Below are 25,023 nucleotides of genomic sequence, written 5' to 3' on the forward strand. Positions count from 1 at the left end.
CACCATTGCCCGGCAAAATCGCACATTTACCATCACAGACCTGGGAGAACCCCGTTTCCACCCCGGGCAGGCCGTCTCCCTCCGCATCCACGACGCCTGGATCATGCCGGATGCAGCCGACCCGGATCCCGCGCTGGTTGGATGGCCCCGGACGTAGCCATCGCCTCGAGGAACGCCCCGGCGATCGCCCGATGGCCCGCAGGGTTTGGGTGCACCGGGCGACGCCACGGGATGCGTTGCCGGTCTCCGAGCCGGCCCCGGCGATAACCCTCAATCCACTCGGGCTGCCGCCCTTCAAACAACAGGTGCAGAGGCACGATCACTGTGCGCCCGCCCGCCTGGGGAAAAATCACGCGCTCATTGAATTCGGCCACCGCCCAGGAGGCGAGATGACTTTCAGGATACGGGTTGTACACCGATCCCAGGAACACCCAACCGCTTGTCTGGGTTTTCACCCTCGCCAGTGCGGCGGCCAAATGCCGGCGGGATTGCTCCAAGAGTGCAGGCAGGCGGTCCGGGCGGACGATGACCGTCCCCGCCCTCCACAATAGGTCGTTCCCTCCGATCGTCATCACCACAATGTTTGCTTGGGGGAGCGGTTCCAGGCGGGTCTGGTGCATCAAGTCGACGGTCCGCATTCCCGGGCGGGCCAGTATCCAGGTTCTCCACGGTTTTGCGGTGGCCTCGTGCAGGCAGCGCGTTAACTGACCGACGTAGCTTCGGTCGGGACGCCCGGCTCCCACTCCTGCGGTGATCGAATCCCCCATTCCCAACAAGACCTCCGGAATCGACGTGTCCATCTTTTTCGCCCCCTGTACTTCTCGTCCCACAGTTCTTTTCCGTTGTATGATGCCGCCTGCGAGGATGGCACGACGGACTCCCAAGGACGGGCTGTGGTTTGTGATCTTGTGCTCCAAAAACTCGGGCGTTTATGCGAGTCCAATCGCTTCTCGTTCCCATAAACTGAAGATGAACCGTGGCCCCGGAAAGGAGGAACCATCGTGGCCAAAGGAAAGAAATCCACCCATTCCAAAACTCAAGGGAAATCGGCGGCGGGACGTGGTCCGGCACCGGCACCAGGTCCAGGTCCGACAACGCAGGCGGCTGCCCCGAAAAACGGGATTGACATCCTCAAGGAAAACATTAAGCGCGTTGGCAAAGACGGGCTGATCAACATGCTCCACGACGTGAAGAATGCCCGCCCCGAGGACTGGCAGAACCCCGAACGCGTCAAAGAAATGGCCCGGCGTTTTGCCCAGCAGTTCCACATCCCGGTGTCCGAAGACCGCCTCAATGCCTTTGCGAAAGCCTTCCAGGACGCCACCCGGACTGGACGTCCGGTGACCGTTGAAGAGTTGGCGAAAAAATACGGAGGCGATCGGGTGGATGACGCGACCATCAAAGAAATGAAAAAATATATCCCGAAAGTCCCGTAATCATGCGAGGAGGGTTGCCCCGCCCAACGGGTGCAACCCTCGTTTTATGGATCCAAGTCTTTTGCAGCCCCGGCGATCTCCGGCCGCGGTCTCCCGAACAGCACGGCGGCGGTGCCAGGCCCAGGGCCTGGGCCGGGTTTCTCTTTCCTCACGAGCCCTCCGACGGGGGTGGGGCTTGACCGTCCCCGCCGATTCGCTCGAACAAGCGGTTTCCAATGGGGGAGTTGAGCAGTGCTCCGAGAATCGCGGCTAAATCCGCCGTACTCAAATTTCGCCCCCGGTGTTGGATCAATTTTTGCAGAATCCCAGATTCATTCAACGAGTTGGCTGTGGAGAACAGGGTTTCGATCATCGTATCAGCCTGCTGGACATACTGAAGCGCCTGCTTCGTGAGCTTCCGCAGGTTTCCAAGGGAGTTGATCGAATCCTGGATAAACCGAGGGGACAGGCGTACGGAGGGCAATGTGGCTGGCGGGTCTGCTTTAAGCGATTTTTTCGCCGTCCCGGGGTTTTGGCCCGACTTGCGCGCCGGAGATGGCGTCCGACTGCGCGGTGCCGGCACCCTGGACGACCGAGGACTACTTTTCACGACCGCCACCTCCCTTTCCCGCAGCTTCTCTCACCATCCTATGGGTGGAGGCGACCTGGGGTGCTGGGCTGTCCGCCCAACCTTTGGCACATGCACCCGCTTTTCCCGGGGGATTCTAAAGGCGGAGGTGTCAATATGCAGGAGACCCATCATCCGGAAGGCACAGACGGGCGGCGGGGAGTCGAGGGTTCCCTTGACGGCACAACGGCAGCGGCGCCGGGGAGGGAAAGCCTTTTCGCCCGGGCATGGAAGGCAAAGCCCTGGACCAGGCCGGATTGATCCACTTTCGGCAAGACAGCTTATGGGCGGATGGCGAGGGGCGGATCGGGGGCTTCGACCAGTGTTAAAACGGCGCCCCGCAAACGGCTGTGCCGCTCCGGGGCGCCCCATGTTCCGTTCTATCTCCGCCGGGCCAAAGGTTCTTTCCCGGCGAACCCCTCTTTTTAGCGCTCCACTTCCCCGAGGAATGCCTCCATCCTTTCCATGGCGATCTCCAGATCCACCCGGGACACCGCATAAGAGAGCCGAATATTGTTCGGCGCTCCGAATCCCGAACCCGGGACCAGGGAAACCCGGGCCTCCTCCAACAGCAATTCGCACAACCGGTCCGACGTATCGATCGTCTGCCCCCGATATCGGCCCCCCAGCAGCCGCGACACGTTCGGGAACAAGTAGAATGCCCCCTCCGGCTCCGCGCAGGAGATGTAAGGCATCCCCCTGAGCCGCTCCAACACATAATCCCGCCGAGCTCGGAATTCCTCCACCACATCGGGATCAAAATGGTCCAGGGCCACCACCCCCGCCTTTTGCGCGATGGATGTGGGATTTGACGTGCTCTGGCTCTGCAGGCTGGTCATGGCCTTGATCACATCTTTCGGCCCGGCGGTGTAACCGAGCCGCCACCCGGTCATCGAAAAGGCTTTCGAGAAGCCGTTGACCACCAAGGTCTTCCGAAAAATCTCTTCGTCCAAAGATGCGATACTCACGTGCTCCACGCCGTAGATCAGCTTCTCATAAATCTCGTCGCTGATCACGTAACAATCGGCCGGGCGCAGAACCTCCGCCAAGGCCTCCAGTTCCTCCCGGCGATACACGGCTCCGGTGGGATTGCTGGGGCTGTTGAGGATCACTGCCTTCGTTTTTGGCCCCAAAGCTTCTTTCAATTGGCCCGGCGTCACCTTAAAACCGGTGGACTCATCAGTCGGCAAGATCACCGGGACTCCTCCGGCCAGCCGGACTTGCTCGGGATACGTCACCCAATAAGGAGCAGGTATAATCACCTCGTCCCCAGGATCCACCAGGGTAAGCATAATGTTAAATAAAGAATGTTTCGCCCCCACCGAGACGAGAATCTCGTCCGGCTCATACCGCAGGCCATTTTCCTGTTCCAACTTCTGGATGATCCGCCGGCGCAGCTCCATAATGCCGGCCACCGCCGTGTACTTCGTGAACCCTGCCGCGATCGCTCCCACCGCCGCCAAAGAGGCTTCGGGAGGGGTCTGAAAATCCGGTTCCCCCACACTGAGGTTGATCACCTGTTCACCGCGGCTGACCATCGCCTTGGTCTTCGCATCAATGGACAACGTCGGAGAAGGAGCAATTCCCCGGGCCCTCGCCGACAACGACAAACCCATCTGTTTAGGCCCCCCCTAGCTCGGCGGGCAATGATTGCCCGTGCTTCTTTGCCCTTACCATACTGGAACCGGCGCCTTGCGTCAACAATCACCGGCGGGAGCGGCCCTGAAACCAATCCCACAAGTGATCAAAAGGCGTTCTCGTTTCCCCTTGGGACCCTGGTGGGTGAGGTGGACTTCCGTGCAAAGAGCACACCTCCATGGGCTCTGTCCCTTTTACAAAATAATCCCACTCAACCCTGGGGCAGTTTTCGGTGGCCAACTCACCGGACAGGGGATCCACCGCCGCCCGGACCAACCCGGGGGGAACCGGAAAATCCGGGGATCCCGGCGCCACAGCTTTGCTCATAAAATCCGCCCAGATTTGGGAAGCCAGGGTCGATTCCGCAAGGGAAAGGAGCCGGTCCTTGTCGTACCCCACCCAGGCCACTGCCACCAGATTCGGAGAGAATCCCGCCATCCAGGCGTCGGTATCCGTGGATCCGGTTTTTGCCGCCAGGGGCCGGCCCTCCAGTTCCCGGGCCACCCGCGCCCCGGTTCCCTCCGGCCCGAATACGCTTTTCATGAGATCCGTCAGAATGAACGTCCGCTGGGGATCGGTGACCGGAGTGGTCTTCGGATCGATCACCTCCAGAACCCGGCCTTGGGAATCCAGCACTTCCCGAACCATCCGGGGCGTCACCTGCACTCCTCCGTTGGCAATCGCCGCGTACGCCCGGGCCAAGTCCAGGGGAGACACCGGGAGTGTGCCGAGCGCCAAGGATGGATAAAGCTTCAAAGGCTCGGTGATGCCGAGTTGTCGGGCCATCTCCACCACGGCCTGGGGACCCACTTTCATGATGGTGTCCACGGCGTACACATTGTCCGACCGGGCGATGGCCTCTCTCATCGCCACCGGGCGATATAAATAATGATTGGCATAGTTGTGTACCTCGTAGGTTTGCCCATGTCCGTAGGTGACCGTCGTCGGTTCGCTGACAAAGGACGTGGTGGGGGTCATTCCCCGATGCAGAGCCGTGAGATACAAAATGGGCTTAAAGGACGAGCCCGGCTGCCTCCGGGCGAGTACTCGGTCATAGGAGCTGGTTCTATAATCTGTTCCTCCCACCCAGGCCTTGACGTCCCCGGTGTGGGGATCCAATGCCACGAAGGCGGCTTGAAGGCCACTTCCCTTTGGAATCGCCCGGGCTACAGCTTCCTCCGCCAGGCGCTGAAGCTTCGGGTCCAGTGTGGCGTAGATGGAGAGCCCACCTTTGGCCAAGGCCGATTCCGGCACATCGTACCCAGAGCTGAGCTCCCGGCTGACATCATCCAGAAAATACGGCGCAGGCCGGTCCGGGGCGGGCTGCCGGGCCAACGCAAGGGGTTCTCGCCAAGCCCGGTCCGCCTCCGCCTGACTGATCATCCCCGCCCGCACCATCGCCTCCAGTACCTGCTTTTGCCGTTCTTTCGCCGCTTGAAAATGCTGGATCGGATCGTACACACTCGGTCCCCGGGGCAGTCCCGCCAACAGGGCACACTGGGCCAGATCCAGGGACTCCACGGACTTGCCAAAATACGTCAAAGACGCCTCCCCCACCCCCGTGGCGCCGTGGCCAAAATAGATGGTATTGAGGTAGCGTTCCAGGATCTCATCCTTGGAGGCGTGCATCTCAAACTGCAGGGCCAGGATGGCTTCGTGGATCTTTCGGGTCCACGTGCGGTCCTGGGTAAGATACAGGTTCTTGACCAACTGTTGGGTGATGGTGGAACCGCCTTGGACGGTCGCCCCTTCCCGGATGTCGACCCAAAGCGCCCGGAGGATACCCCGCCAGTTGAGGCCTCCGTGTTGATAGAACTGGGCGTCTTCCGAGGCGATGACCGCTTCTTTCATCGCCGTGGGAATGCGGGTTAAGGGCACATAGTCTCGTTGGTCCGGCCCGCCGTACAACTGTGCGATAACCGATCCGTCCGCCCCGTAGACCACCGTCGGGCGCGTATCGCCGCCCGGGGGCAGGGGTGCGAAACGCAGGTAAAGCACCGCCAAGCCGGCCAGGCCGATTCCCATGGCGGCCGCGGCCAACCATATTCTCCACGTTCGTCTGATCGGATTGCGGCCAGGCCGCCCCAGGGGAGGCAGGGACCCCGGGGACGGCGCGGAAGAATTCGAGGTAACAGGAAGATCGGATAAACGATTCACAACGCGTCCCCGCCTTTCCATATTCCCAGTATGGGCGCCGTATCGCCGGTACAAACTGTCATTACCGTCCCATCATTCAGAACCTGGCCTCGGCGGGGGAGAATGCGTTGTCCGCGCCTGTGTTCTGGTATAATACCTACGTCTAACAAGGGTCAGCGGGGGGTGCCCCGGAAAGGACGTGTCCCATGGAGCTCTGGTTTACCGAAAAACAAACGGAAAACTTCGGGATTACCGCCAAGGTGTCCAGGACTTTGCATACCGAGCGGACTCCGTATCAGCGAATCGATGTGCTGGAGACGGTGGAATACGGAAGAATGCTGGTACTGGATGGCATGGTGATGTGCACCGACCGGGATGAATTTATCTACCATGAAATGATCGCCCATGTGCCGCTGTTTACCCACCCCGATCCAAAGCAAGTGTTGGTGATCGGCGGGGGAGATGGGGGTACGATTCGCGAGGTGGTGAAACATCCCCGGGTGGAGAGGGCTGTGCTGGCGGAAATTGACGAGCGGGTTATTGCCGTATCCAAAGAATATTTTCCGGCACTTTCTCGAGGGTTCGCCGATCCCCGGGTGGAGATCGAGGTGGGGGATGGGATCGCCCACGTCAAGGCCAACAAGGACACCTACGACGTGATTCTCGTGGATTCCACAGAACCCATTGGGCCGGCGGAAGGGTTGTTTGCCAGGGAATTTTACGAGGGAATCTATGAGGCGCTTCGGCCCGGAGGGGTGTTTGTGGCCCAGACGGAGTCCCCGCTTTTCAACGCGGCCCTGATTTCCCGGGTCTGGCGGGATATTGCTTCGATCTATCCGGTGACGCGGCTTTATCTGGCGCCGGTGCCCACCTATCCCACGGGGATGTGGAGTTTTACATTGGGATCAAAGGGGCCTGATCCCCTGCAGGCGGAAGGTCAAGACGACACGGCCATCGACACCCGGTACTACACCCCGGAGGTTCACCGGGCGTCTTTTGCCCTGCCTCGCTTTGTCGAGGAGCTGCTCGCCCGATGAAAGCGATCCGCTTTGACCCGGCATTCAGCGGAGAGGCGTTTTTGGGGGCGAGCCCGGACTACGCCGAGGCCAGGGCGGTCATCTACGGCATGCCCATGGACTGGACCGTGTCCTTCCGACCCGGGGCGAGACTGGGACCCCGGCGGATTCGGGAGGTGTCCGTCGGGCTGGAAGAGTACTCTCCTTATCTGAACCGCGATTTAGGAGAGATCCTTTACTACGATGCCGGAGACATTCCCCTCCCATTTGGCAACGCCGCCCAGAGCCTGGAGAGAATTCGCGAAACGGTGGGGCGGATCCTGGCGGATGAGAAGATCGCTGTGGGGCTCGGCGGGGAACACCTGGTCAGCTGGGGCGCCATTCAAGCGGCGGCCGATCGATACCCCGATCTCGTGCTCGTTCAACTGGACGCCCATGGGGATCTCCGGGAGGAGTACGAGGGACAACGCTTTTCTCACGCTTCGGTGATGCGCAGGGCGGTGGAACGGCTGGGCGGGGAGCGGGTGTGGCAGTTCGGGATTCGGTCGGGCCCGAGAGAAGAATTCGAGTTTGCCAGAAACCATACCCATTTTTATCCGTTCGAAGTGCTCCCGGGTTTGACCGAAGCCCGGGAGCAATGGGTGGACCGGCCGATCTATGTCACCGTGGACATTGATGTCGTCGACCCGGCTTTTGCTCCGGGGACGGGCACCGCGGAGCCCGGAGGGATCTCTTCGTCTGAATTGCTGAGAGCGATCCATTATCTAGCTGGGTTGAAGGTGGTGGGCTTCGACTTGGTCGAGGTCTCCCCGCCCCTGGATCCGACGGAGCAGACCCAGATCCTGGCGGCCAAAGTGATTCGAGAGGTTCTTCTCACGGTGGTTCCGGCGACCCGCTGAGACCGGCTCCAACGGTGCGATGATCCCGGACCTGTCGGCGGCCGGGAGGAAGGAAAGGAGTTTGCGACATGTCGACCCTACACAACGTGCAAGAGAAACTGCGCCGGGAGTTGGCCGCCGCCGCCGGTCGCTGCGGTCTCTCCGTAGAGGCGGACCGGGTGCATCTTGAGGTGCCCCGGGACAAGCGTCACGGCGATTATTCTTCGAATACGGCCATGCAGCTCGCCAAGGAGGTGCGGCAGCCACCGAGGGCGTTGGCCCAGCAATTGGCCGAAACCCTGGACTGTCGGGCTGCCGGGGTAGAGCGGGTCGAGGTGGCCGGGCCGGGATTTTTGAATTTTTACCTGGACACCGGGTATTTGGACGACATCTTGCGGGAGGTGCTAAAGGAGAAGGGCGCCTACGGCCGCAGGGCCGTACCCCGGGGGAGCCGGGTGCAGGTGGAGTTTGTCAGCGCCAACCCCACCGGCCGGCTGCACATCGGCCACGCCCGGGGAGCAGCCTACGGCGACGCCCTCTGCCGAATTCTCGAATGGGACGGATACGAGGTTCAGCGGGAATATTACATTAACGATGCGGGAAATCAGGTGCACAATCTCGCCAAATCCCTGGAGGCCCGGTATTTTCAAGCATTGGGGCGGGACGTGCCCATGCCGGAAGATGGGTATTATGGCCGGGACGTGGTGGAGCTGGCCGAACGGCTGGTTCGGGAGGAGGGCGATCGATACGCCAAGATGTCGGAGGAGAAGCGATATCAGGCGCTAAAACAAAAGGGCCTCGAAGCGATGTTGCAGCAGATTCGGGATGATTTGGCCCGATTCCGGGTGCGCTTTGACCGCTGGTTTAGCGAACGTTCGCTTTACGAATCGGGTGCGGTGGAGGAAACTGTCGAAGAGCTCCGGCGCCGGGGGTGGGTGTACGAGGCGGACGGGGCTCTGTGGTTCCGTTCCGCAGCCTTCGGGGACGACAAAGACCGGGTCTTGATCAAATCGGACGGGTCCTATACGTATCTCACACCGGATATCGCGTACCACCGGGACAAATTGGAACGGGGATTTGACCGGTTGATCGACGTCTGGGGACAGGATCACCACGGCTATGTCGGTCGGATGAAGGCGGCGGTGGCCGCCCTGGGCGGGGATCCGGAACGGCTGGTGGTGCGGCTGTGCCAATTGGTGGCCCTCTACCGCAACGGGGAACAGGTGCGCATGTCCAAGCGGACGGGAAACGCGGTGACGATGGCGGAACTCATGGACGAAGTGGGGGTGGATGCGGCCCGGTATTTTCTCCTGCGCCGCAGCAATGACAGCCACATCGACTTTGACCTCGATTTAGCGGTGTCCCAATCGAACGAGAATCCGGTGTATTATGTCCAGTACGCCCACGCCCGAATCTGTTCGATCTTGCGCCAAGCCTCCGAACGGGGGTACCCGGATGTGGACCAGGCGGCGGAATCGGCGAACCTTCAGGTGTTGCGCAGGGAGCCGGAGGTGGATCTCCTCAAATGGCTGGGTAACTTTCCCACCGAGGTGGAAAGCGCCGCTGCGGCTTATGCGCCCCACCATATTGTGCACTACCTGGAGGAACTGGCTAAGAGATTCCACAGTTTTTATACGAGCTGCCGGGTCCTCGGCGAGGCGCCGGAGATCGAGGTGGCCCGGCTGGCGCTGGTGCGTGGCGTTCAATGGACTCTCCGGGTGGGGCTTGATCTTCTGGGCGTGGCGGCGCCGGAACAGATGTGAAGGAGGGATCGGGGTGGATCCATCACGCGACCCGGACGAGCTTCAACGGCGGCAAATGATGGAGCGGATGAAATGGGAGTTGGCCCGGGAACTCGGGGTGAAACCTCCGGTGGATGGCTACTGGGGAGGATTTCCGTCCAAGGTGTGCGGGCAGATCGGCGGGCGGCTCCGGCAGCGCATCCGGGTATTGACCGAAGAAGGACCGTCGGGGAAAAAGCCGACTTCCTCCGGGTCGCCACCGGGTCCCGGACCGAACCCGCGTCGGGAGGCGGGAGGGTCATCCCGGGGCGTGGGAGGTTCCGCTCAGGGGGCGCCGAAGACCCGCCGCCGGGGATCTTCTCGCTGAGCGGGAGGCAGGGCCATGTGCGTGAATTGCCGAACTGTTTCCGCACCCTCGGGCCGGGACCGACACCTCGGTTTTTTCTGGCTTGTTCCAAGACAACCCATTGCCCAAAAGTGAGGGGACGGTTAAAATGAATGGTGAATCATTCATTTTAACCAGGCAAAGTGTTGAAAGGAAGAAAACGAACGGTCGTTACAGGCCGTTGATTATAGGGGGGTTGAGATGTGGTAGCGTTAGCGGTCCTGCGCATCGTGATCTTTCTGGCGCTCCTCGTGACCTCCGTGTACCTCTTTTGGACGGCTTTCTCGAAGCGCTATCGGTATCTTCGTTTGGGCGCCGAGGAGGACCGGACGGATAACACGGGAGAACGCATCAAGAGTTTTCTGAAGTACGTCCTCGCCCAGGGGAAGGTGATCGCCGAACCGGCGGGGCTGGGGCATTTTGTGATTTTCTGGGGATTTATCATCCTTTCCTTTGGCACCTTGGATTTTATCGCCTATCAGTACTTTGGCGTGCACTTGCCCTATGGGGAATGGTCTTGGTTTGCGTTTTTGCACGAACTGTTCTCCTTATTGGTGCTGGCGGCCATCGGCGTGGCTTTCTATCGCCGGTACGTATTGCAGCCCATGCGCCTCGACATTTCCATTGAGGCCGGGGTGATTCTCGGACTCATCACGATATTGGTGATCTCGGATCTGCTGGTGAGCGGCCTTCAGATCGCCCTCCATGAAGAGGCTCCGAGTGCGGCGATTCCCATCGCCACGTGGCTTGGGACCGTATTTGCCGGCGGGTCGCCGGGTGTGTTGCGGGGATTCCACGAGGTCTTCGTCTGGGTGCACATTCTGACCTTGCTCGGGTTTCTCGTGTATATTCCCCGGTCTAAGCACCTCCATATGATCGCGGCGCCGTTTAATGTCTATTTTCGTAAACTCCGCTCGCCGGGCAAGTTGAAGACCCTCGACCTGGAGGACGAGTCGGTGGAGGAGTTCGGGGTCGGCCGGGTGGACCAGTTCACGTGGAAGCAGCTCCTCGACGGGTACGCTTGTACCGAGTGCGGCCGGTGTCACGTCAATTGCCCGGCTACGCTCAGCGGCAAACCCTTGTCGCCAAAATATCTGATTCTCAAGATGAGGGATCATCTTGTGCAGGTCGGGGACACCCTTTTGGCCCAGCAGCAGATGGCTGCAGCCGGGGCCGGGGCGGGGGACGCCGAAGTGGCGGTGGCCACCGAGATTCCGTCTCTAATCGGGGACGTGTATACCGAGGACGAGATCTGGGCTTGTACCACCTGCCGGGCTTGTGAGGAAGCCTGCCCGGTCTTCAACGAGCACGTCGATAAAATCATCGACCTGCGTCGGTATCTGGTGCTCACAGAAGGCAAAATGGAACCGGAGATCAGCCGAGCCCTGAACAACCTCGAGCGCCAGGGGAACCCTTGGGGGCGCAGCCGCTCCAGCCGGGGGGATTGGGCGGAAGGTCTCGACGTGCGAGTCCTTGAAGAAGGGGAAGAGGTGGAATACCTGTACTATGCAGGGTGTGCCGCCTCTTACGACGACCGTAACAACAAGGTGGCCCGGACCCTGGTGGGTCTCCTGCAGAAAGCCGGGGTGGATTTTGCCATCCTCGGCAGCGCCGAAGAATGTTGCGGCGAATCGGCCCGGCGGCTCGGCAACGAGTTTCTCTTCCAACAGATGGCCGAGCAGAACGTGGAATCTCTGAAGAACTATAAGTTCAAAAAGATCATCACGGCGGATCCTCATTGCTTCAACACCTTGAAGAACGAGTACCCGGAATTCGGCCTGGAGGTGCCGGTGATCCACCACACCCAGCTCCTGGCGGACCTCGTTCGGGAAGGAAAGCTCAAGCCGGAAAAAGAGCTGGACATGGAAGTGACCTACCACGACTCCTGCTACCTGGGGCGGTACAACGGCGAGTACGATGCTCCGAGGTTTATCCTCGAATCGATCCCCGGCGTCCATCTCGTAGAGATGGAGCGCAGCCGGGAGCGGGGCATGTGCTGCGGCGGCGGGGGCGGCGGCATGTGGAAAGAAGAGAAACATGGAAACCGCATCAATGTCATGCGCACCGAACAGGCGATGGAAACCGGCGCCCAGGCCATTGCGTCCGCTTGCCCGTACTGCCTGATTATGATGGAAGACGGGACAAAAGCTAAGGGCGTCGCCGACGAAATGAAAACCTTCGATGTGGTGGAGATGCTGGACCAGTCGGTCAACGGTAAATCTTAAGAACGCGCGGGGGTTCCCGGGCGGGCGCACGTCAAGGCCTGCCCGGGTCCGTTTGCGTTTCGGAGAGGGAGGATGGCGGGTGGCACGGCGAACAGCGGTGGTGGGGGCGGCTCGGACGCCCTTTGGCAAGCTCGGCGGGGCACTGGCGGCGAAAAAAGCGGTGGAGCTCGGCGCCACGGCGATTCGCGGGGCGATGGACCGGGCAGGGGTGGGCCCGGATGAGGTGGACGAACTAATCATGGGGATGGTGCTTCAGGGCGGGGCGGGCCAGATCCCGTCCCGACAGGCGGCCCGGCTGGCGGGACTTCCTTGGGACCTCCCGACGGAGACGATCAATAAAGTGTGCGCTTCGGGACTCCGGGCGGTGACCCTCGGGGACCAGATCATCCGGGCCGGGGACGCCCGCACCGTGGTGGCCGGAGGGATGGAGAGCATGTCCCAGGCTCCTTATGCCGTTTTCGGAGCCCGGGAAGGGTTGCGCATGGGTCACGGGCGGATGGTGGATCTCATGATGTACGATGGACTCTGGTGCGCCTTTCACGACGTGCACATGGCGGCCCTGGGCAGCCGAGTGGCCGGTGAGTACGGGATCTCCCGGGAAGACCAGGATCGCTGGGCGCTGCGCAGCCACCGCCGGGCGGTGGCTGCCATGGACGCCGGCCGGCTGGGCGAGGAGATCGTACCTGTGGAGGTTCAGGAGAAGCGGGGTGTCCGCCGGGTGGAACAGGATGAAGCGCCCCGGCGAAACACCAGCCTGGAACAACTGGCGGCTCTGCCGCCGGTCTTCACCAAGGACGGGACGGTGACGGCGGGCAATGCCCCGGGGGTGAACGACGGGGCCGGAGCTCTGGTTTTGATGGACGAGGAAGCAGCCCGGTCGGAAGGCAAGGAAGTGCTCGCCGTGATCCATGGCCACGCTGAGGTCGGGGCCGAAGCGGCCTATATCGCCACTACCCCGGCCCTGGCGATCCAGAAGCTGCTGCAAAAAACCGGGCGGCGCCTGGAGGACATCCGCCTGTTCGAAATCAATGAGGCTTTTGCGGCGGTGGTGTTGACCAGCGCCAAGCTTTTGGAGATGTCCCCGGATGTTCTGGAGGAGAAGGTCAATGTCAATGGCGGCGCCGTGGCCCTCGGGCATCCCATCGGAGCCAGTGGGGCGCGGATTCTCATGACCCTTATTTACGAGCTTCGGCGCAGGGGTGGGGGCCTTGGCATTGCCGCGATCTGCAGCGGGGCGGCCCAAGGAGACGCGATTCTGATCGAGGTTTGAGAAAGGAGCAATGGGATTCATGGCGAATATCGGGCGAATGCTAGTGGTTGGAGCCGGGCAGATGGGCAGCGGAATCGCCCAAGTAGCAGCCCAGTCGGGACTCGAAGTCTGGCTGCAGGATATTTCTGAAGCCCTGGTGGAAAAAGGGGTCGGGCGGATTCGCGCCAACTTGGATCGCCAGGTGGAAAAGGGGCGCATGACGGCGGATCAGCGCCAGGGGGTCCTGGATCGGATTCACCCCGTCGTCCGGCTGGAGGACGGGGCTCAGGTGGACATCGTCGTGGAGGCGGCGACGGAAAACCTCACGATCAAAAAGGGCATCTTTGAAACCCTCGACCGGCTGTGCCCACCTGGGGCGATTCTCGCCTCGAACACGTCTTCCCTGCCGATTACCGAGCTCGCCGCCGTCACAAAGCGGCCCGAACAAGTGATCGGGATGCATTTTATGAACCCCGTCCCGGTGATGAAACTGGTGGAGGTCATCCGGGGACTCGCCACCCGGGATGATGTCTTTGCCGCGGTGAAAGAGCTTGCTGAGCAGATGGGGAAAGTTCCTGTGGAAGTGAACGATTACCCCGGCTTTGTCGCGAACCGTATCCTCCTTCCCATGATCAACGAGGCGATCTACTGCGTATATGAAGGGGTGGCGGCCCCCGAGGACGTGGATACGGTCATGAAACTCGGGGCCAACCACCCGATGGGGCCCCTGCAGCTTGCAGACTTTATCGGCCTGGATACATGTTTGGCCATCCTGGAAGTCCTTCATGAAGGCCTCGGGGATCCGAAGTACCGGCCATGCCCCCTGTTGCGAAAATATGTCAACGCAGGGTGGCTGGGAAAGAAGAGCGGCCGGGGATTCTATCGATACGATCAGTAAATTGAAACGGGATGCGGTCCGGTCAGACCTTGAGGGCCCTCGGGATTCGGCGGGGCGGTACCGCTGACCCTGCGGACCTCCGGGCCACCGGGACCCGGACCGGGGCGCCCTTTTTCCGACTGTTAGGGTAGGGAACCAGCTGCGGGAAGGCCGCAAAGACCGATTGCACCGGCAAAGTGAACGAGCGTTCAGTCAGGATTCAAATGAATCGGAAAATGTGACGTACAGAGAGAGGGGGATCGGGCATGAACCTTTTACTGACCGAGGAACAGCGGGAAATCCGGGACGCCGTTCGGCGGTTTGCCGAAGAGGTGATTCGCCCCAGGGCCCCGCAAATCGACGAAGAAGACCGGTTTCCCCGGGATATCATCCAGAAGATGGCGGATCTTGGCTTTCTCGGGATTCCGATCCCGGAAGAATGGGGAGGCGTGGGGGCGGATTTTGTCTCCTACGTGCTGGCCATTGAGGAGGTGGCAAAAGTATCCGCGGCGGTCGCCGTCATCCTGGCGGTGCACACCTCTCTGGGGGCCCTGGCCGTGTTATACCACGGCTCAGAGGACCAGAAAGATAAATACCTCCGGGGGTTGGCTTCAGGGCGGCTTCTCGGCGCTTTCGCCTTGACCGAGCCCCAGGCGGGTTCAGACGCCGCCTCTCTTCAAACCCGGGCCCGTCGAGAACCGGGAGGGTATCGGATTGACGGACGAAAAGTATTTATCACCAACGGCGGCGAGGCCGATCTGTACCTCGTCTTTGCGAATCTCAACCCCGAAGCCGGGCGGCGGGGGATCACCGCATTTTTGGTCGAAGCGGACAATCAGGGATTGATTATCGGTAAAAAAGAGCGCAAGATGGGACTGAATGGGTCAGCGACCACGGAACTCATCTTTGAAGATTGTCGGGTTCCCGACAGTGCTCGCCTCGGCGGTGAAGGGGAGGGGTATCGCGTAGCCATGTCGTTGTTGGACGGCGGGCGGATCGGCATTGCCGCGCAAGCTCTGGGGATTGCAGAAGGAGCCTTGGAACTCGCCCGGGCCTATGTCAAGGAGAGACAACAATTCGGCCGGAGAATCGGGGATTTTCAGGGGGTGCAATTTATCCTCGCGGACCGGGCTGCAGAGATCGAAGCGGCGCGGCTAATGGTATACCGGGCGGCGACCATGCGGGCCAAGGGACTGCCCTGCGCCAAAGAAGCGGCGATGGCGAAATTGTACGCTTCGGATACGGCGATGCGTGTGACTGTCGACGCGGTGCAACTTCACGGAGGGTACGGCTATATCAAAGATTACGCCGTGGAGCGCTACATGCGGGATGCGAAAGTGACCCAGATCTACGAGGGGACGAACCAGATCCAGCGGATGGTCGTGGCCAAACACGTACTCGGGTCGGCGCAATGATCGCAAGGGGGATGGAGAGATGGAGTTTGTTCTGACCAAGGAACAAGAACAGATGAGGGAAGCAGTCCGGGCCTTTGCTGAGGAAGTGGTGGCACCCGGGGCGGCGGAACGGGATGAACAGGAGAGCTTTGATCGAGGAATTTTTGACAAGATGGCGGAGTTGGGATTGGCGGGTATCCCCTGGCCGGAGGAGTACGGCGGCGCCGGTCTCGACATGTTGACCTACGTGATTACCGTTGAGGAGCTATCTCGGGTAGATGCGTCGGCCGGGGTGACCATCTCGGCGCACACCAGTTTGGCTTCGTGGCCCATCTATCGCTTTGGGACGGAGGAGCAAAAGCGGAAGTATCTGCGCCCCCTGGCTGAAGGGACGAAGATCGGGGCCTATGGGTTGACCGAACCCGGAGCGGGCACCGATGCGGCCAATTTGCGGACCACCGCCGTCCGCGAAGGAGACCACTACGTACTGAACGGGAGCAAAATTTTCATCACCAACGGCGGGGAAGCGGATATTTACGTGGTATTTGCCACCACCGACCGGGAAAAGCGCCACCGGGGAATTTCGGCATTTATCCTAGAAAAAGGGATGCCCGGGTTTCATTTTGGCAAAAAAGAAAAGAAAATGGGCTTAAGGTCCTCTCCAACGATGGAGTTGGTGTTCGAGAATTGCATCGTCCCGGCGGAGAACCGGCTGGGCGAAGAAGGGTTCGGATTCAAGATCGCCATGATGACCCTGGATGGTGGGAGAAACGGAATCGCCGCCCAGGCGGTGGGGATTGCTCAAGGTGCCTTGGAGGCCGCCGTCGCTCATGCGAAAGAACGGGAGCAGTTCGGCAAGTCCATCGGACAGTTTCAGGCGATTCAGTTTAAGCTGGCCGATATGGCCACCCGGGTGGAGGCGGCGCGGCTGCTGACCTATCAGGCGGCCTGGCTGGAGGATCGGGGGCTGCCCTACGGCAAGGCCTCGGCGATGGCGAAGATGTACGCGTCCGATACGGCCATGTACGTGACCACCGAGGCGGTCCAGATCTTCGGCGGGTATGGGTATATCCGCGAATACCCCGTGGAACGGTTTATGCGGGATGCGAAGATCACTCAGATCTACGAGGGGACCAACGAGGTTCAGCGCATGGTGGTGGCCAGGGAACTGTTGCGGGATTGAGTCCGGGGCGAGGGGTGTCCAAGGTGCCGCAAAGTGTGGAGCGATGGGTTGAACGGATAAGGTCCGGGGATTCCCGGGCCATCGCCCGGGCGATCACGTGGGTGGAGGATGAGGCTCCCGAGGCCGCGGCGCTTCTGAACGCCCTCCGCCCGGTGGCCGGGGGAGCGTACAGAATCGGTTTGACAGGGCCCCCGGGGGTGGGGAAAAGTTCACTCACCGACCGCTTGATCCGGTTGTTGCGGGGGTTGGGTCATCGGGTCGGGGTGGTGGCGGTGGATCCCACCAGTCCGTTTACAGGAGGGGCATTGCTGGGAGATCGGGTTCGAATGGTGGATCATGCCTTGGATCCGGGGGTTTTTATCCGAAGCATGGGCACCCGGGGCCGCCTCGGGGGATTGGCCCGATCAACGAAAGATGTACTGGATCTTCTCGATGCCGCCGGTTACGATGTGGTCATCGCCGAGACCGTGGGGGTCGGGCAGTCGGAACTGGACGTGGTTCATGCGGTGGACACGGTCATCCTCGCTCTGGGCCCGGCGGGGGGGGACCAGGTCCAGATGCTCAAGGCGGGGATCATGGAGATTGCCGACATTTTCGTAGTCAATAAGGCCGACCTCCCCGGGGCCGATCGGACGGTCCGCCTCATTCGCTACATGGTGGACCTCGCCCATCGCCGGGGGTGGCGGCCCCCGGTGCTCGCTGCTTCGGCATCGGAAGGCCGGGGGGTGGAGGACCTGTGGGAACAAATCCTTCGCCACCGGACCTACTTGGAAGAGAGCGGGGAAGGCCGAAAACGGCGGTTGCGGCGCGTGGAAGACGCCGTGTGGGACCAGGTGTTAGCCCGAGTTCAGGGGGCTTTCCTACAATGGAAAGCGGCGCGGCCGGATTGGGAAAGGGTTTTGGAAGAAGTGGCAAACGGAAGGCGGGGCCTCGAGGACGTGGTGGACGAGATACTTCATTCCGTGGACTTTTCCGCTGGCAAGGCGGAGGGCGGTGTGTTATAATTCCCTTCTGTATGCAGTGAACCGTTCCAGTCGTCGCATTCGGTTACAAGAGTTCCGATGGGAAAGGGGGATCGCCGATGGCGGGGGAAGCCGTGGCGGGGTGGGATCCCGAACGTCTGGAAGAAGCGTCGTTCGTCGACTTGGCGTACGAAGTTCTGCGGGAAGGGGGCACGCCGACTCACTACCGCGACTTGTTGGCCGACGTGGCGCAATTGAAGGGCCTCTCCGACGAGGAGCTGGATGAGGTCATTGCCCGCTTGTTCACGGATATCAACGTGGACGGGCGGTTTATCCACTTGGGCGGCAACGTTTGGGGATTAAAACGCTGGTATCCCACCGATAAGACCGCAGACCGCAGCCTTGGCAAGAAGGCGGCCGCGGTCGTGGACGACGAGGAAGAAGAGGACGAAGATCTCGAACTGGTGGAGATCGACGAAGTCGAGGATGAGGAATCCGAAGATGAGGTCGTGGACGAGGAAGATGTGGACGACTTCGAGGAACTGGATGATTTGGAACCCGATGACGACGAGATCGACGACAGTGATGACTTGGACTTTGAAGACAGTGAGGATGATTATTGAATTTCGCCCGATTTCACTTGACGCTGCGGGGGCGAGAGGATACCATACGTAAAGTATGGGAAACGGTTGAGACGACGCCTGATGCAAATCAGGCTTTTTCTCTGTGCCGTGCGGCCTGGGAGGATGAAGAATGACCAAATATATCTTTGTCACTGGCGGCGTCGTGTCGTCTCTCGGCAAGGGGATCACCGCCGCCTCCCTGGGGAGATTGCTAAAAAACCGGGGACTCCAAGTGACCATTCAGAAGTTTGACCCTTACATCAATGTGGATCCCGGGACCATGAGCCCGTATCAGCACGGGGAGGTGTTCGTCACCGACGACGGGGCGGAAACCGATTTAGACCTGGGCCATTATGAACGATTTATTGACATCAGTTTATCGCAAAACAACAATGTGACCGCCGGCCGAGTTTACTGGTCGGTCATCCAAAAAGAACGCCGGGGCGATTATTTAGGGGGAACGGTTCAGGTCATCCCCCACATCACCAACGAGATCAAGGAACGGGTGTTCCAGGCCGGGCGGGACACCGGGGCGGACGTGGTGATCACGGAGATCGGGGGCACGGTGGGGGACATCGAAAGCTTGCCTTTTCTTGAAGCCATTCGACAGATCCGCAGCGATGTTGGCCGGGACAACGTTATGTATATTCATGTCACCTTGATCCCTTATCTGCGCCCCTCGGGAGAACTCAAAACCAAACCTACCCAGCACAGCGTAAAGGAACTGCGAAGCATCGGCATTAGCCCCAATGTGATCGTCTGCAGAACCGAGTATCCGCTCTCCCAAGAGCTTCGGCGGAAAATCGCGTTATTCTGCGATGTGGACGTAGATGCTGTGATTGAAGCACGGGATGCAGTGGTCCTCTATGACGTCCCCCTGATGCTTCAGGAGGAAGGCCTGGACGAGATTACGGTCCGGCACCTGAAATTGGACGCGCCTCCGGCGGAGATGGGGGAATGGATCGATCTCGTCAAACGGGTGAAAAATCTCAGGGGACGGGTCAACATTGCGCTGGTGGGGAAGTACGTCAGCCTTCGAGATGCGTATATCAGCGTGGCGGAAGCCCTTGCCCACGGCGGGTACGCCAATGATCTCACCGTGGACATCCGGTGGATTTCGGCGGAGGAGGTCACTCCGGACAATGTCGCCGAGCTCCTCGAAGGTGTTGACGGGGTACTCGTACCCGGAGGGTTCGGCGATCGGGGAATTGAAGGAAAGATTGCCGCCGTAGAGTATGCCCGGGTGAATCGCATTCCTTACCTCGGCATCTGTTTGGGGATGCAACTGGCGGTGGTGGAATATGCCCGAAACGTGCTCGGCTGGGAGGATGCGCACACCACAGAGATTGACGAATCCACCGGCCACCCGGTCATCGACCTGTTGCCGGAACAAAAAGGTTTGACCGACAAGGGCGGCACGATGCGCCTGGGCGCTTATCCGTGCCATCTCAAGGTCGGAACCAAAACCCACGCGGCCTATGGCGAGTCGGTGGTCTTTGAACGCCACCGCCACCGGTACGAATTCAACAATGCCTTCCGGGATGCTTTGGCCGACGCGGGATTGGTGGTGGCGGGCACTTCGCCGGACGGGCGTCTGGTGGAGGTCATTGAGTTGAAAGATCACCCGTGGTTTGTCGCAACCCAGTTTCATCCGGAATTCACATCGCGGCCAAACCGGCCTCAACCTCTTTTTCGAGAATTTATCCGGGCGGCGATGGAGTACCGGCAGCAGCGGCGGGCTTCCTCCACGGCCACCGGGGTTTGAGCTTGCCGAACCCCTATCCCCTTCCCAAAACGGGAGGGGGATATTTTATTCGGACAATTAATTGGAACCGGTTTTCGTCCAACCACGATTGTCGAAAAAGGAGATGTGATGTCGAATCGTGTCATGGAGGATTTTACAGTTGAGAAGCGAAATATTGACGAGGAGGGAGATGTCGAAAGGGGGAAAGGCCGTGTCTTCAAAGAAAATTTTAGTTGTGGACGACCAATTCGGGATCCGAGTACTGTTGAAGGAATTATTGGAACAAGACGGCTACAGCATTTATCAAGCGGCGAATGGACCAGGGGCTTTGCAGATTGTTCAAGATGAGCGGCCGGATCTGATCATCCTCGATATGAAGATTCCGGGGATGGATGGACTGGAGATCCTGCGCCACATCCGCGACATCGACCCCGCGGTGAAGGTTATCATGATGACAGCGTACGGCGAACTCGATCTGGTGAGAGAGGCGGATGAGTTGGGGGTGGTGGCGCATTTCACCAAACCCTTCGACATCGAAGTACTCCGGCAGGTGATTAGGGATCAGTTGAGCTGAAGGTCGTCCCTACATACGTCGGCGCCTGGACTCGCCCTGGCGCGACAGGTGAAAAATTCCCGTGATATAATGGCAGGGAACGGGCATGGCTGCCGATGGATTGGACGATATTTTACATTGGAGGGATGTTCGGTGCCGCTGGCCACATTGAAAGAAGTGCTGGACGACGCGTTTCGCAACGGGTACGCGGTGGGCCAGTTCAACATCAACAACCTGGAGTTCACCCAGGCGATTATGGAGGCCGCCGAAGAGGAACGGTCTCCGGTGATCTTGGGAACCAGTGAAGGGGCCATCAAGTACATGGGCATCGACTACACGGCGGCCATCGCTTTGACGGCTGCCCGCAATGCCACGGTTCCGGTGGTGCTTCACCTCGACCACGGCAGTTCCTACGAGTGGGTACTCAAGTGTTTGCGCCGGGGATGGTCCTCCATCATGATTGATGGCTCTCATCATCCTTTGGAGGAGAATATTCGCCTGACCAAGCAGGTCGTGGACGCCTGTAAAGTGTTGGGAGTGTCGGTGGAAGGGGAGTTGGGGCGGATCGGTGGAACAGAAGACGAGCTCACCGTCGACGAGCGGGAAGCGAGTTTGGTGCGCCCCGAGGAAGCCAAGCGGCTGGTGGAGGAGACAGGAATCGACGCCTTGGCGCCGGCCATCGGATCGGCTCATGGCCGGTACAAAGGCAAGCCCCAGCTGGATTTTGACCGTTTGGCCGCCGTTCGAGACCTGTGCAAACTGCCCCTTGTCCTCCATGGAGGTTCCGGGATTCCCGACGAGGATATTCGGAAAGCGATCAGCCTCGGGGTCGCCAAGATCAACGTGAACACCGAGAACCAAGAAGCGTTTACGGCCAAAGTTCGGGAGATTTTCGCCGCGGACCGGGAAGTCTACGATCCGCGCAAGTACCTGGGGCCCGCCCGCCAAGCCATTAAGGACACGGTCAAGGCGAAGATTCGCCTGTTCGGAAGTAACGGCAAAGCGTAATCGCCGGGGCGATGCGGTGCCGCCCATTATCGAGGGGGGATTCGGGTGCAGCTGTTTATCGACAGTGCGAATGTCGAAGAGATCCGCCGGGTCAGCGCCTGGGGGGCGGTGTCCGGGGTGACCACCAATCCCAGCCTCATCGCCAAAGAAGGCCGGGATTTTGTCGAAACCCTGGTTGAAATCGCCGGGATGGTGACCGGCCCGATCAGTGCGGAGGTTCTCTCCCTGGATGCCGAGGGCATGCTGGAGGAAGGGCGGAAGCTAGCGGCTGTGGCCCCGAACATCGTCATCAAGGTGCCGATGACCGCGGAAGGTTTGAAAGCGGCCCACGCCTTTGCCAAAGAAGGGATTCGGACGAATGTGACGCTGGTTTTCTCCACCAACCAGGCCCTTCTGGCCGCCCGTGCCGGGGCGTCCTACGTGAGTCCTTTCGTGGGCCGGCTGGACGATATCGGGTACGACGGAATCGCCCTTATCCGCGAAGTGGCGGAGATTTTCCGACTTCACGGCCTGGATGCGCAGATCATCGCCGCCAGCATTCGGCATCCCGTGCATGTCACCCAAGCCGCCCTGGCCGGGGCTCACATTGCCACGGTCCCCTTTGCCGTGCTGGAGCGGATGGTCAAACATCCGTTGACCGACCTCGGCATCGAGCGATTCCTCGCGGACTGGGGGAACCGCCCCACTCCCTGAGTCCCGGCCGACTCCCCTCTCCTCGCCCCGGCCGCGAGGCGGGGCGGCCTCCGCCTTAGGTACGGGTTCGCGCCGACAAAAGAAACGGGATCCAGCACAAAGGAGGCGGCGGTGTTGTCGATCACCGCATGGGTGGCGTGGGCGGCGGCGGTGGTGTCGCTGGGCCTTGCCGGTTCGATGATCAAACGGTGGGCGAAGCGGGGCGGAGCCCACCATTTTTGGTGGGCGGCCTCGTTCCTTCTCTACACCGTGGCGGCCTTCGGAGAAGGGTACGCCTTGGTTTGGGGATGGACTTCTGCGATTTATAAAATTTACTACTACGCGGCTTTGGTGCTGGTGGCGACTATGGCGGCGGGCGAGGTGGATTTGCTGGGAAGGGGCCGCCGGGGATGGGCCCAGTGGACCTTCACCGCGTATGTGGTCGTGGTGTCCCTGGTCTTTTTGGTGCAGCTCATCAGCTTAGGCCCCCTGGATATGACCAGATTCCGCGGGGCGGGAACGGCCATCGGCGGGGAGGCGATGCCGGGGTTGGTCCGGGCATGGTATCCTTTGCTTTTGTCCATGGTGGGGGGAGTGATCCTGATTGTCGGCCCCCTGTGGTCTTGGTGGGAGACCCGGCAGCCTTCGGGGCTTTTAATCGCCTTCGGGGCAATTATCCTCAGTGCCGCGGGGTCGGCGGCCAAGACCGGGTACCCGGCCCTCCTCCCGATCAGCGAACTGGTCGGCATCCTCCTTATTTGGCTTGGGGTTATGCGGGCGGGGTCCGCCCCGCGAACGGAGCAGCCGGACGGTAAAGGAGAGTGAGCGGACATGGACGCGAAAGAAATCATCGCGTTTATCCAGAACAGTAAAAAGCGGACGCCGGTCAAGATTTACCTGAAAGGACGGCTGGATGGAATCGATTTCGGGCCGGGGGCCAAAGCGTTTATCTCCGGAGATGTCGGCGTGGTGTTCGGCGAATGGGACGAGCTTCGGGAAGTGCTGGCTGCCCACAGGGAACGCATCACCGATTGGGTGGTGGAAAGTGATCGGCGGAATTCCGCGATTCCCCTCCTCGACACAAAGGGGCTCCAGGCGCGGATCGAGCCCGGAGCTATCATCCGGGAGCGGGTGGAGATCGGGGAGCGGGCGGTGATCATGATGGGCGCGGTGATCAACATTGGGGCGGTCATCGGGGAGGGTACGATGATCGACATGAACGCCGTGGTGGGCGGTCGAGGGATCATCGGAAAGAACTGTCACATCGGCGCCGGTGCCGTCATCGCCGGGGTGGTGGAACCTCCATCCGCTAAGCCCGTGGTGGTGGAGGATGATGTAGTGGTCGGGGCGAACGCCGTGATTCTGGAGGGGATCCGGGTGGGCCGGGGCGCGGTGGTGGCGGCCGGCGCGGTGGTGATCGAAGACGTTCCGCCCTACACGGTGGTGGCGGGGACTCCGGCCCGGGTCATCAAGCGGATCGACGAACAAACCCGGGCGAAAACGGAGATTAAGCAGGAGCTGCGGCAACTGTGACCCCGGGGGCTCTCGACCTGCAGGCGATCCGCCGGGATCTGCACCGCATTCCCGAGCCCGGATTTCAGGAGTTTGAAACCCAGCGCTATATCCTCAATGTCCTCGCCCGGCTGCCCGCCTCCCGAATCGAAGTGAAGACGTGGCGCACCGGGGTGTTGGTGCGGATCAAGGGCACGGCCCCCAGGCGGGTGGTTGGCTACCGGGCGGACATGGACGGGCTTCCGGTGGAGGAGGCTACGGGCCTAGCCTTTCGTTCTGTGCGTCCCGGTTATATGCACGCCTGCGGCCATGATGTCCACATGACCGTGGCCCTGGGGGTGGTGGAACACTTTGTGCACCACCCTGTGCGGGATGATCTGGTGGTGGTGTTTCAGCCCGCCGAGGAGGGGCCGGGAGGTGCCCGGCCCATGCGGGACAGTCCGGAGTTTTCGCGGTGGAAGCCCGATTGGATGGTCGCCCTCCACGTGGCGCCGGAATATCCTGTGGGGGCTGTCGCTCTCCGGGAAGGGACGCTGTTCGCGGGCACCTCTGAGCTGTTTATCGACCTCATCGGCCAGGGCGGCCATGCGGCCTTTCCCCATCGGGCAAAGGATATGGCGGTGGCGGCAGCCCATCTGCTCGTTCAACTGCAGACCGTGGTGGCCCGGAACCTCAATCCCCTGGATGCGGGGGTCGTGACCATCGGGAGGATGGAGGCCGGGACGAAGCAGAACATCATCGCCGAGCGGGCGCGCCTGGAGGGGACGATCCGGGCGCTTTCCACAGAGTCCCTCTCCCAGATGAAAGAGCGGATTGAGGCGCTGGTCCGGGGCATTGAAGAGGGGTTCTCCTGTCGGGCGACCATCGACTACGGAGCGAACTACCAGCAGGTGTACAACACGCCGGATTTGACCCGGGAGTTCATGGATTGGGCCGCCCGGGAAGGCGGGGTGAAGGTCATACCCTGCGAGCCCGCCATGACGGGCGAAGATTTCGGGTATTTTCTCGAAACGATTCCCGGATTTATGTTTTGGCTCGGCGTCGACAGCCCCGAGGGGCTGCACAGCGCCGGCATGAACCCCGATGAACGGGCCATCGACATTGCCGTCTCCTTGTTAACCCGATATTTTACATGGAAAATCGAACGGGATGCCGCGGTGTAAGCCGATCGCCCGGAGACTCG

At 60.7% G+C, this 25,023-nt stretch carries 23 protein-coding genes; 19 read left to right on the forward strand and 4 right to left on the reverse strand.

The genetic code is table 11. The features are described 5' to 3' along the window. Positions 1–101: 101 nt before the first annotated feature. A complete protein-coding gene (locus K6T64_RS10550; protein WP_288010075.1) occupies positions 102–800 on the reverse strand; it encodes an SGNH/GDSL hydrolase family protein in 699 nt (232 codons plus the stop codon). A 201-nt stretch (positions 801–1,001) separates the two neighbouring features. Here K6T64_RS10550 and K6T64_RS10555 point away from each other — a divergent pair, with 201 nt between their 5' ends. After that, complete coding sequence (locus K6T64_RS10555) at positions 1,002–1,436, forward strand: hypothetical protein (RefSeq protein WP_100669036.1); 435 nt, start codon at positions 1,002–1,004, stop codon at positions 1,434–1,436. A gap of 148 nt (positions 1,437–1,584) precedes the next feature. On the opposite strand, the gene K6T64_RS10560 is transcribed toward K6T64_RS10555, so the two are convergent. The 3 genes from K6T64_RS10560 to K6T64_RS10570 all read right to left on the reverse strand — a co-directional run bounded on the left by K6T64_RS10560 (position 1,585) and on the right by K6T64_RS10570 (position 5,838). Continuing rightward, positions 1,585–2,025, reverse strand: coding sequence for a hypothetical protein (locus K6T64_RS10560; RefSeq protein WP_288010078.1), 441 nt, complete (start codon positions 2,023–2,025; stop codon positions 1,585–1,587). 443 nt (positions 2,026–2,468) lie between these two features. After that, the gene (locus tag K6T64_RS10565; protein WP_288010080.1) at positions 2,469–3,659 is read right to left on the reverse strand and encodes a pyridoxal phosphate-dependent aminotransferase; all 1,191 of its coding nucleotides are present in this window, start codon (positions 3,657–3,659) and stop codon (positions 2,469–2,471) included. 88 nt (positions 3,660–3,747) lie between these two features. Continuing rightward, positions 3,748–5,838 carry a transglycosylase domain-containing protein gene (locus tag K6T64_RS10570; RefSeq protein WP_288010082.1) on the reverse strand — a complete coding sequence of 697 codons (2,091 nt, stop codon included), beginning with the start codon at positions 5,836–5,838 and terminating at the stop codon, positions 3,748–3,750. 185 nt (positions 5,839–6,023) lie between these two features. Between K6T64_RS10570 and speE the strand changes: the two genes are divergently transcribed. The 18 genes from speE to K6T64_RS10660 all read left to right on the forward strand — a co-directional run bounded on the left by speE (position 6,024) and on the right by K6T64_RS10660 (position 25,003). After that, positions 6,024–6,854 (forward strand): polyamine aminopropyltransferase, encoded by an 831-nt coding sequence (gene speE / locus K6T64_RS10575; RefSeq protein WP_288010084.1) that lies wholly within the window; start codon positions 6,024–6,026, stop codon positions 6,852–6,854. Further along, on the forward strand, positions 6,851–7,732 hold the full coding sequence (gene speB / locus K6T64_RS10580) for an agmatinase (RefSeq protein WP_288010085.1): 882 nt from the start codon (positions 6,851–6,853) through the stop codon (positions 7,730–7,732). Before speE ends, speB begins: the two co-directional genes overlap by 4 nt. 68 nt (positions 7,733–7,800) lie before the next feature. Next, on the forward strand, positions 7,801–9,474 hold the full coding sequence (gene argS / locus K6T64_RS10585) for an arginine--tRNA ligase (protein ID WP_288010086.1): 1,674 nt from the start codon (positions 7,801–7,803) through the stop codon (positions 9,472–9,474). Positions 9,475–9,487: 13 nt separating this feature from the next. Next, the gene (locus tag K6T64_RS10590) at positions 9,488–9,820 is read left to right on the forward strand and encodes an alpha/beta-type small acid-soluble spore protein (protein ID WP_288010087.1); all 333 of its coding nucleotides are present in this window, start codon (positions 9,488–9,490) and stop codon (positions 9,818–9,820) included. Positions 9,821–10,041: 221 nt separating this feature from the next. Then, complete coding sequence (locus tag K6T64_RS10595; protein WP_288010090.1) at positions 10,042–12,063, forward strand: heterodisulfide reductase-related iron-sulfur binding cluster; 2,022 nt, start codon at positions 10,042–10,044, stop codon at positions 12,061–12,063. 79 nt (positions 12,064–12,142) lie between these two features. Continuing rightward, a complete protein-coding gene (locus K6T64_RS10600; RefSeq protein ID WP_288010092.1) occupies positions 12,143–13,333 on the forward strand; it encodes an acetyl-CoA C-acetyltransferase in 1,191 nt (396 codons plus the stop codon). Between the two features lie 19 nt (positions 13,334–13,352). Then, a complete protein-coding gene (locus K6T64_RS10605) occupies positions 13,353–14,210 on the forward strand; it encodes a 3-hydroxybutyryl-CoA dehydrogenase (protein WP_288010095.1) in 858 nt (285 codons plus the stop codon). A gap of 245 nt (positions 14,211–14,455) precedes the next feature. Next, positions 14,456–15,604: an acyl-CoA dehydrogenase gene (locus K6T64_RS10610; protein WP_288010097.1), complete on the forward strand. Its 1,149-nt coding sequence runs from the start codon at positions 14,456–14,458 to the stop codon at positions 15,602–15,604. 19 nt (positions 15,605–15,623) lie between these two features. Further along, positions 15,624–16,766, forward strand: a complete 1,143-nt coding sequence (locus K6T64_RS10615) for an acyl-CoA dehydrogenase (RefSeq protein ID WP_100669024.1) — start codon at positions 15,624–15,626, stop codon at positions 16,764–16,766. A 23-nt stretch (positions 16,767–16,789) separates the two neighbouring features. After that, positions 16,790–17,770: a methylmalonyl Co-A mutase-associated GTPase MeaB gene (gene meaB, locus K6T64_RS10620; protein WP_100669023.1), complete on the forward strand. Its 981-nt coding sequence runs from the start codon at positions 16,790–16,792 to the stop codon at positions 17,768–17,770. Positions 17,771–17,847: 77 nt separating this feature from the next. Then, the gene (rpoE, locus tag K6T64_RS10625; protein WP_288010100.1) at positions 17,848–18,351 is read left to right on the forward strand and encodes a DNA-directed RNA polymerase subunit delta; all 504 of its coding nucleotides are present in this window, start codon (positions 17,848–17,850) and stop codon (positions 18,349–18,351) included. Positions 18,352–18,481: 130 nt separating this feature from the next. Continuing rightward, positions 18,482–20,116, forward strand: a complete 1,635-nt coding sequence (locus tag K6T64_RS10630; RefSeq protein WP_288010101.1) for a CTP synthase — start codon at positions 18,482–18,484, stop codon at positions 20,114–20,116. Positions 20,117–20,285: 169 nt separating this feature from the next. Continuing rightward, positions 20,286–20,669, forward strand: a complete 384-nt coding sequence (locus tag K6T64_RS10635; RefSeq protein WP_100669020.1) for a response regulator — start codon at positions 20,286–20,288, stop codon at positions 20,667–20,669. A gap of 132 nt (positions 20,670–20,801) precedes the next feature. Continuing rightward, positions 20,802–21,656, forward strand: a complete 855-nt coding sequence (locus tag K6T64_RS10640; protein ID WP_100669019.1) for a class II fructose-1,6-bisphosphate aldolase — start codon at positions 20,802–20,804, stop codon at positions 21,654–21,656. Between the two features lie 45 nt (positions 21,657–21,701). Continuing rightward, on the forward strand, positions 21,702–22,349 hold the full coding sequence (fsa, locus tag K6T64_RS10645; protein ID WP_170086687.1) for a fructose-6-phosphate aldolase: 648 nt from the start codon (positions 21,702–21,704) through the stop codon (positions 22,347–22,349). A 114-nt stretch (positions 22,350–22,463) separates the two neighbouring features. Continuing rightward, positions 22,464–23,153 carry a hypothetical protein gene (locus K6T64_RS10650; protein ID WP_133121342.1) on the forward strand — a complete coding sequence of 230 codons (690 nt, stop codon included), beginning with the start codon at positions 22,464–22,466 and terminating at the stop codon, positions 23,151–23,153. A gap of 6 nt (positions 23,154–23,159) precedes the next feature. Continuing rightward, the gene (gene dapD / locus K6T64_RS10655) at positions 23,160–23,861 is read left to right on the forward strand and encodes a 2,3,4,5-tetrahydropyridine-2,6-dicarboxylate N-acetyltransferase (RefSeq protein WP_100669016.1); all 702 of its coding nucleotides are present in this window, start codon (positions 23,160–23,162) and stop codon (positions 23,859–23,861) included. After that, entirely contained in the window at positions 23,858–25,003 is a 1,146-nt protein-coding gene (locus K6T64_RS10660; protein ID WP_288010103.1) for an N-acetyldiaminopimelate deacetylase, read from the forward strand. Before dapD ends, K6T64_RS10660 begins: the two co-directional genes overlap by 4 nt. Positions 25,004–25,023: the final 20 nt, after the last annotated feature.

Source organism: Kyrpidia sp. (assembly GCF_023512215.1).
GTDB classification, from domain to species: domain Bacteria; phylum Bacillota; class Bacilli; order Kyrpidiales; family Kyrpidiaceae; genus Kyrpidia; species Kyrpidia spormannii.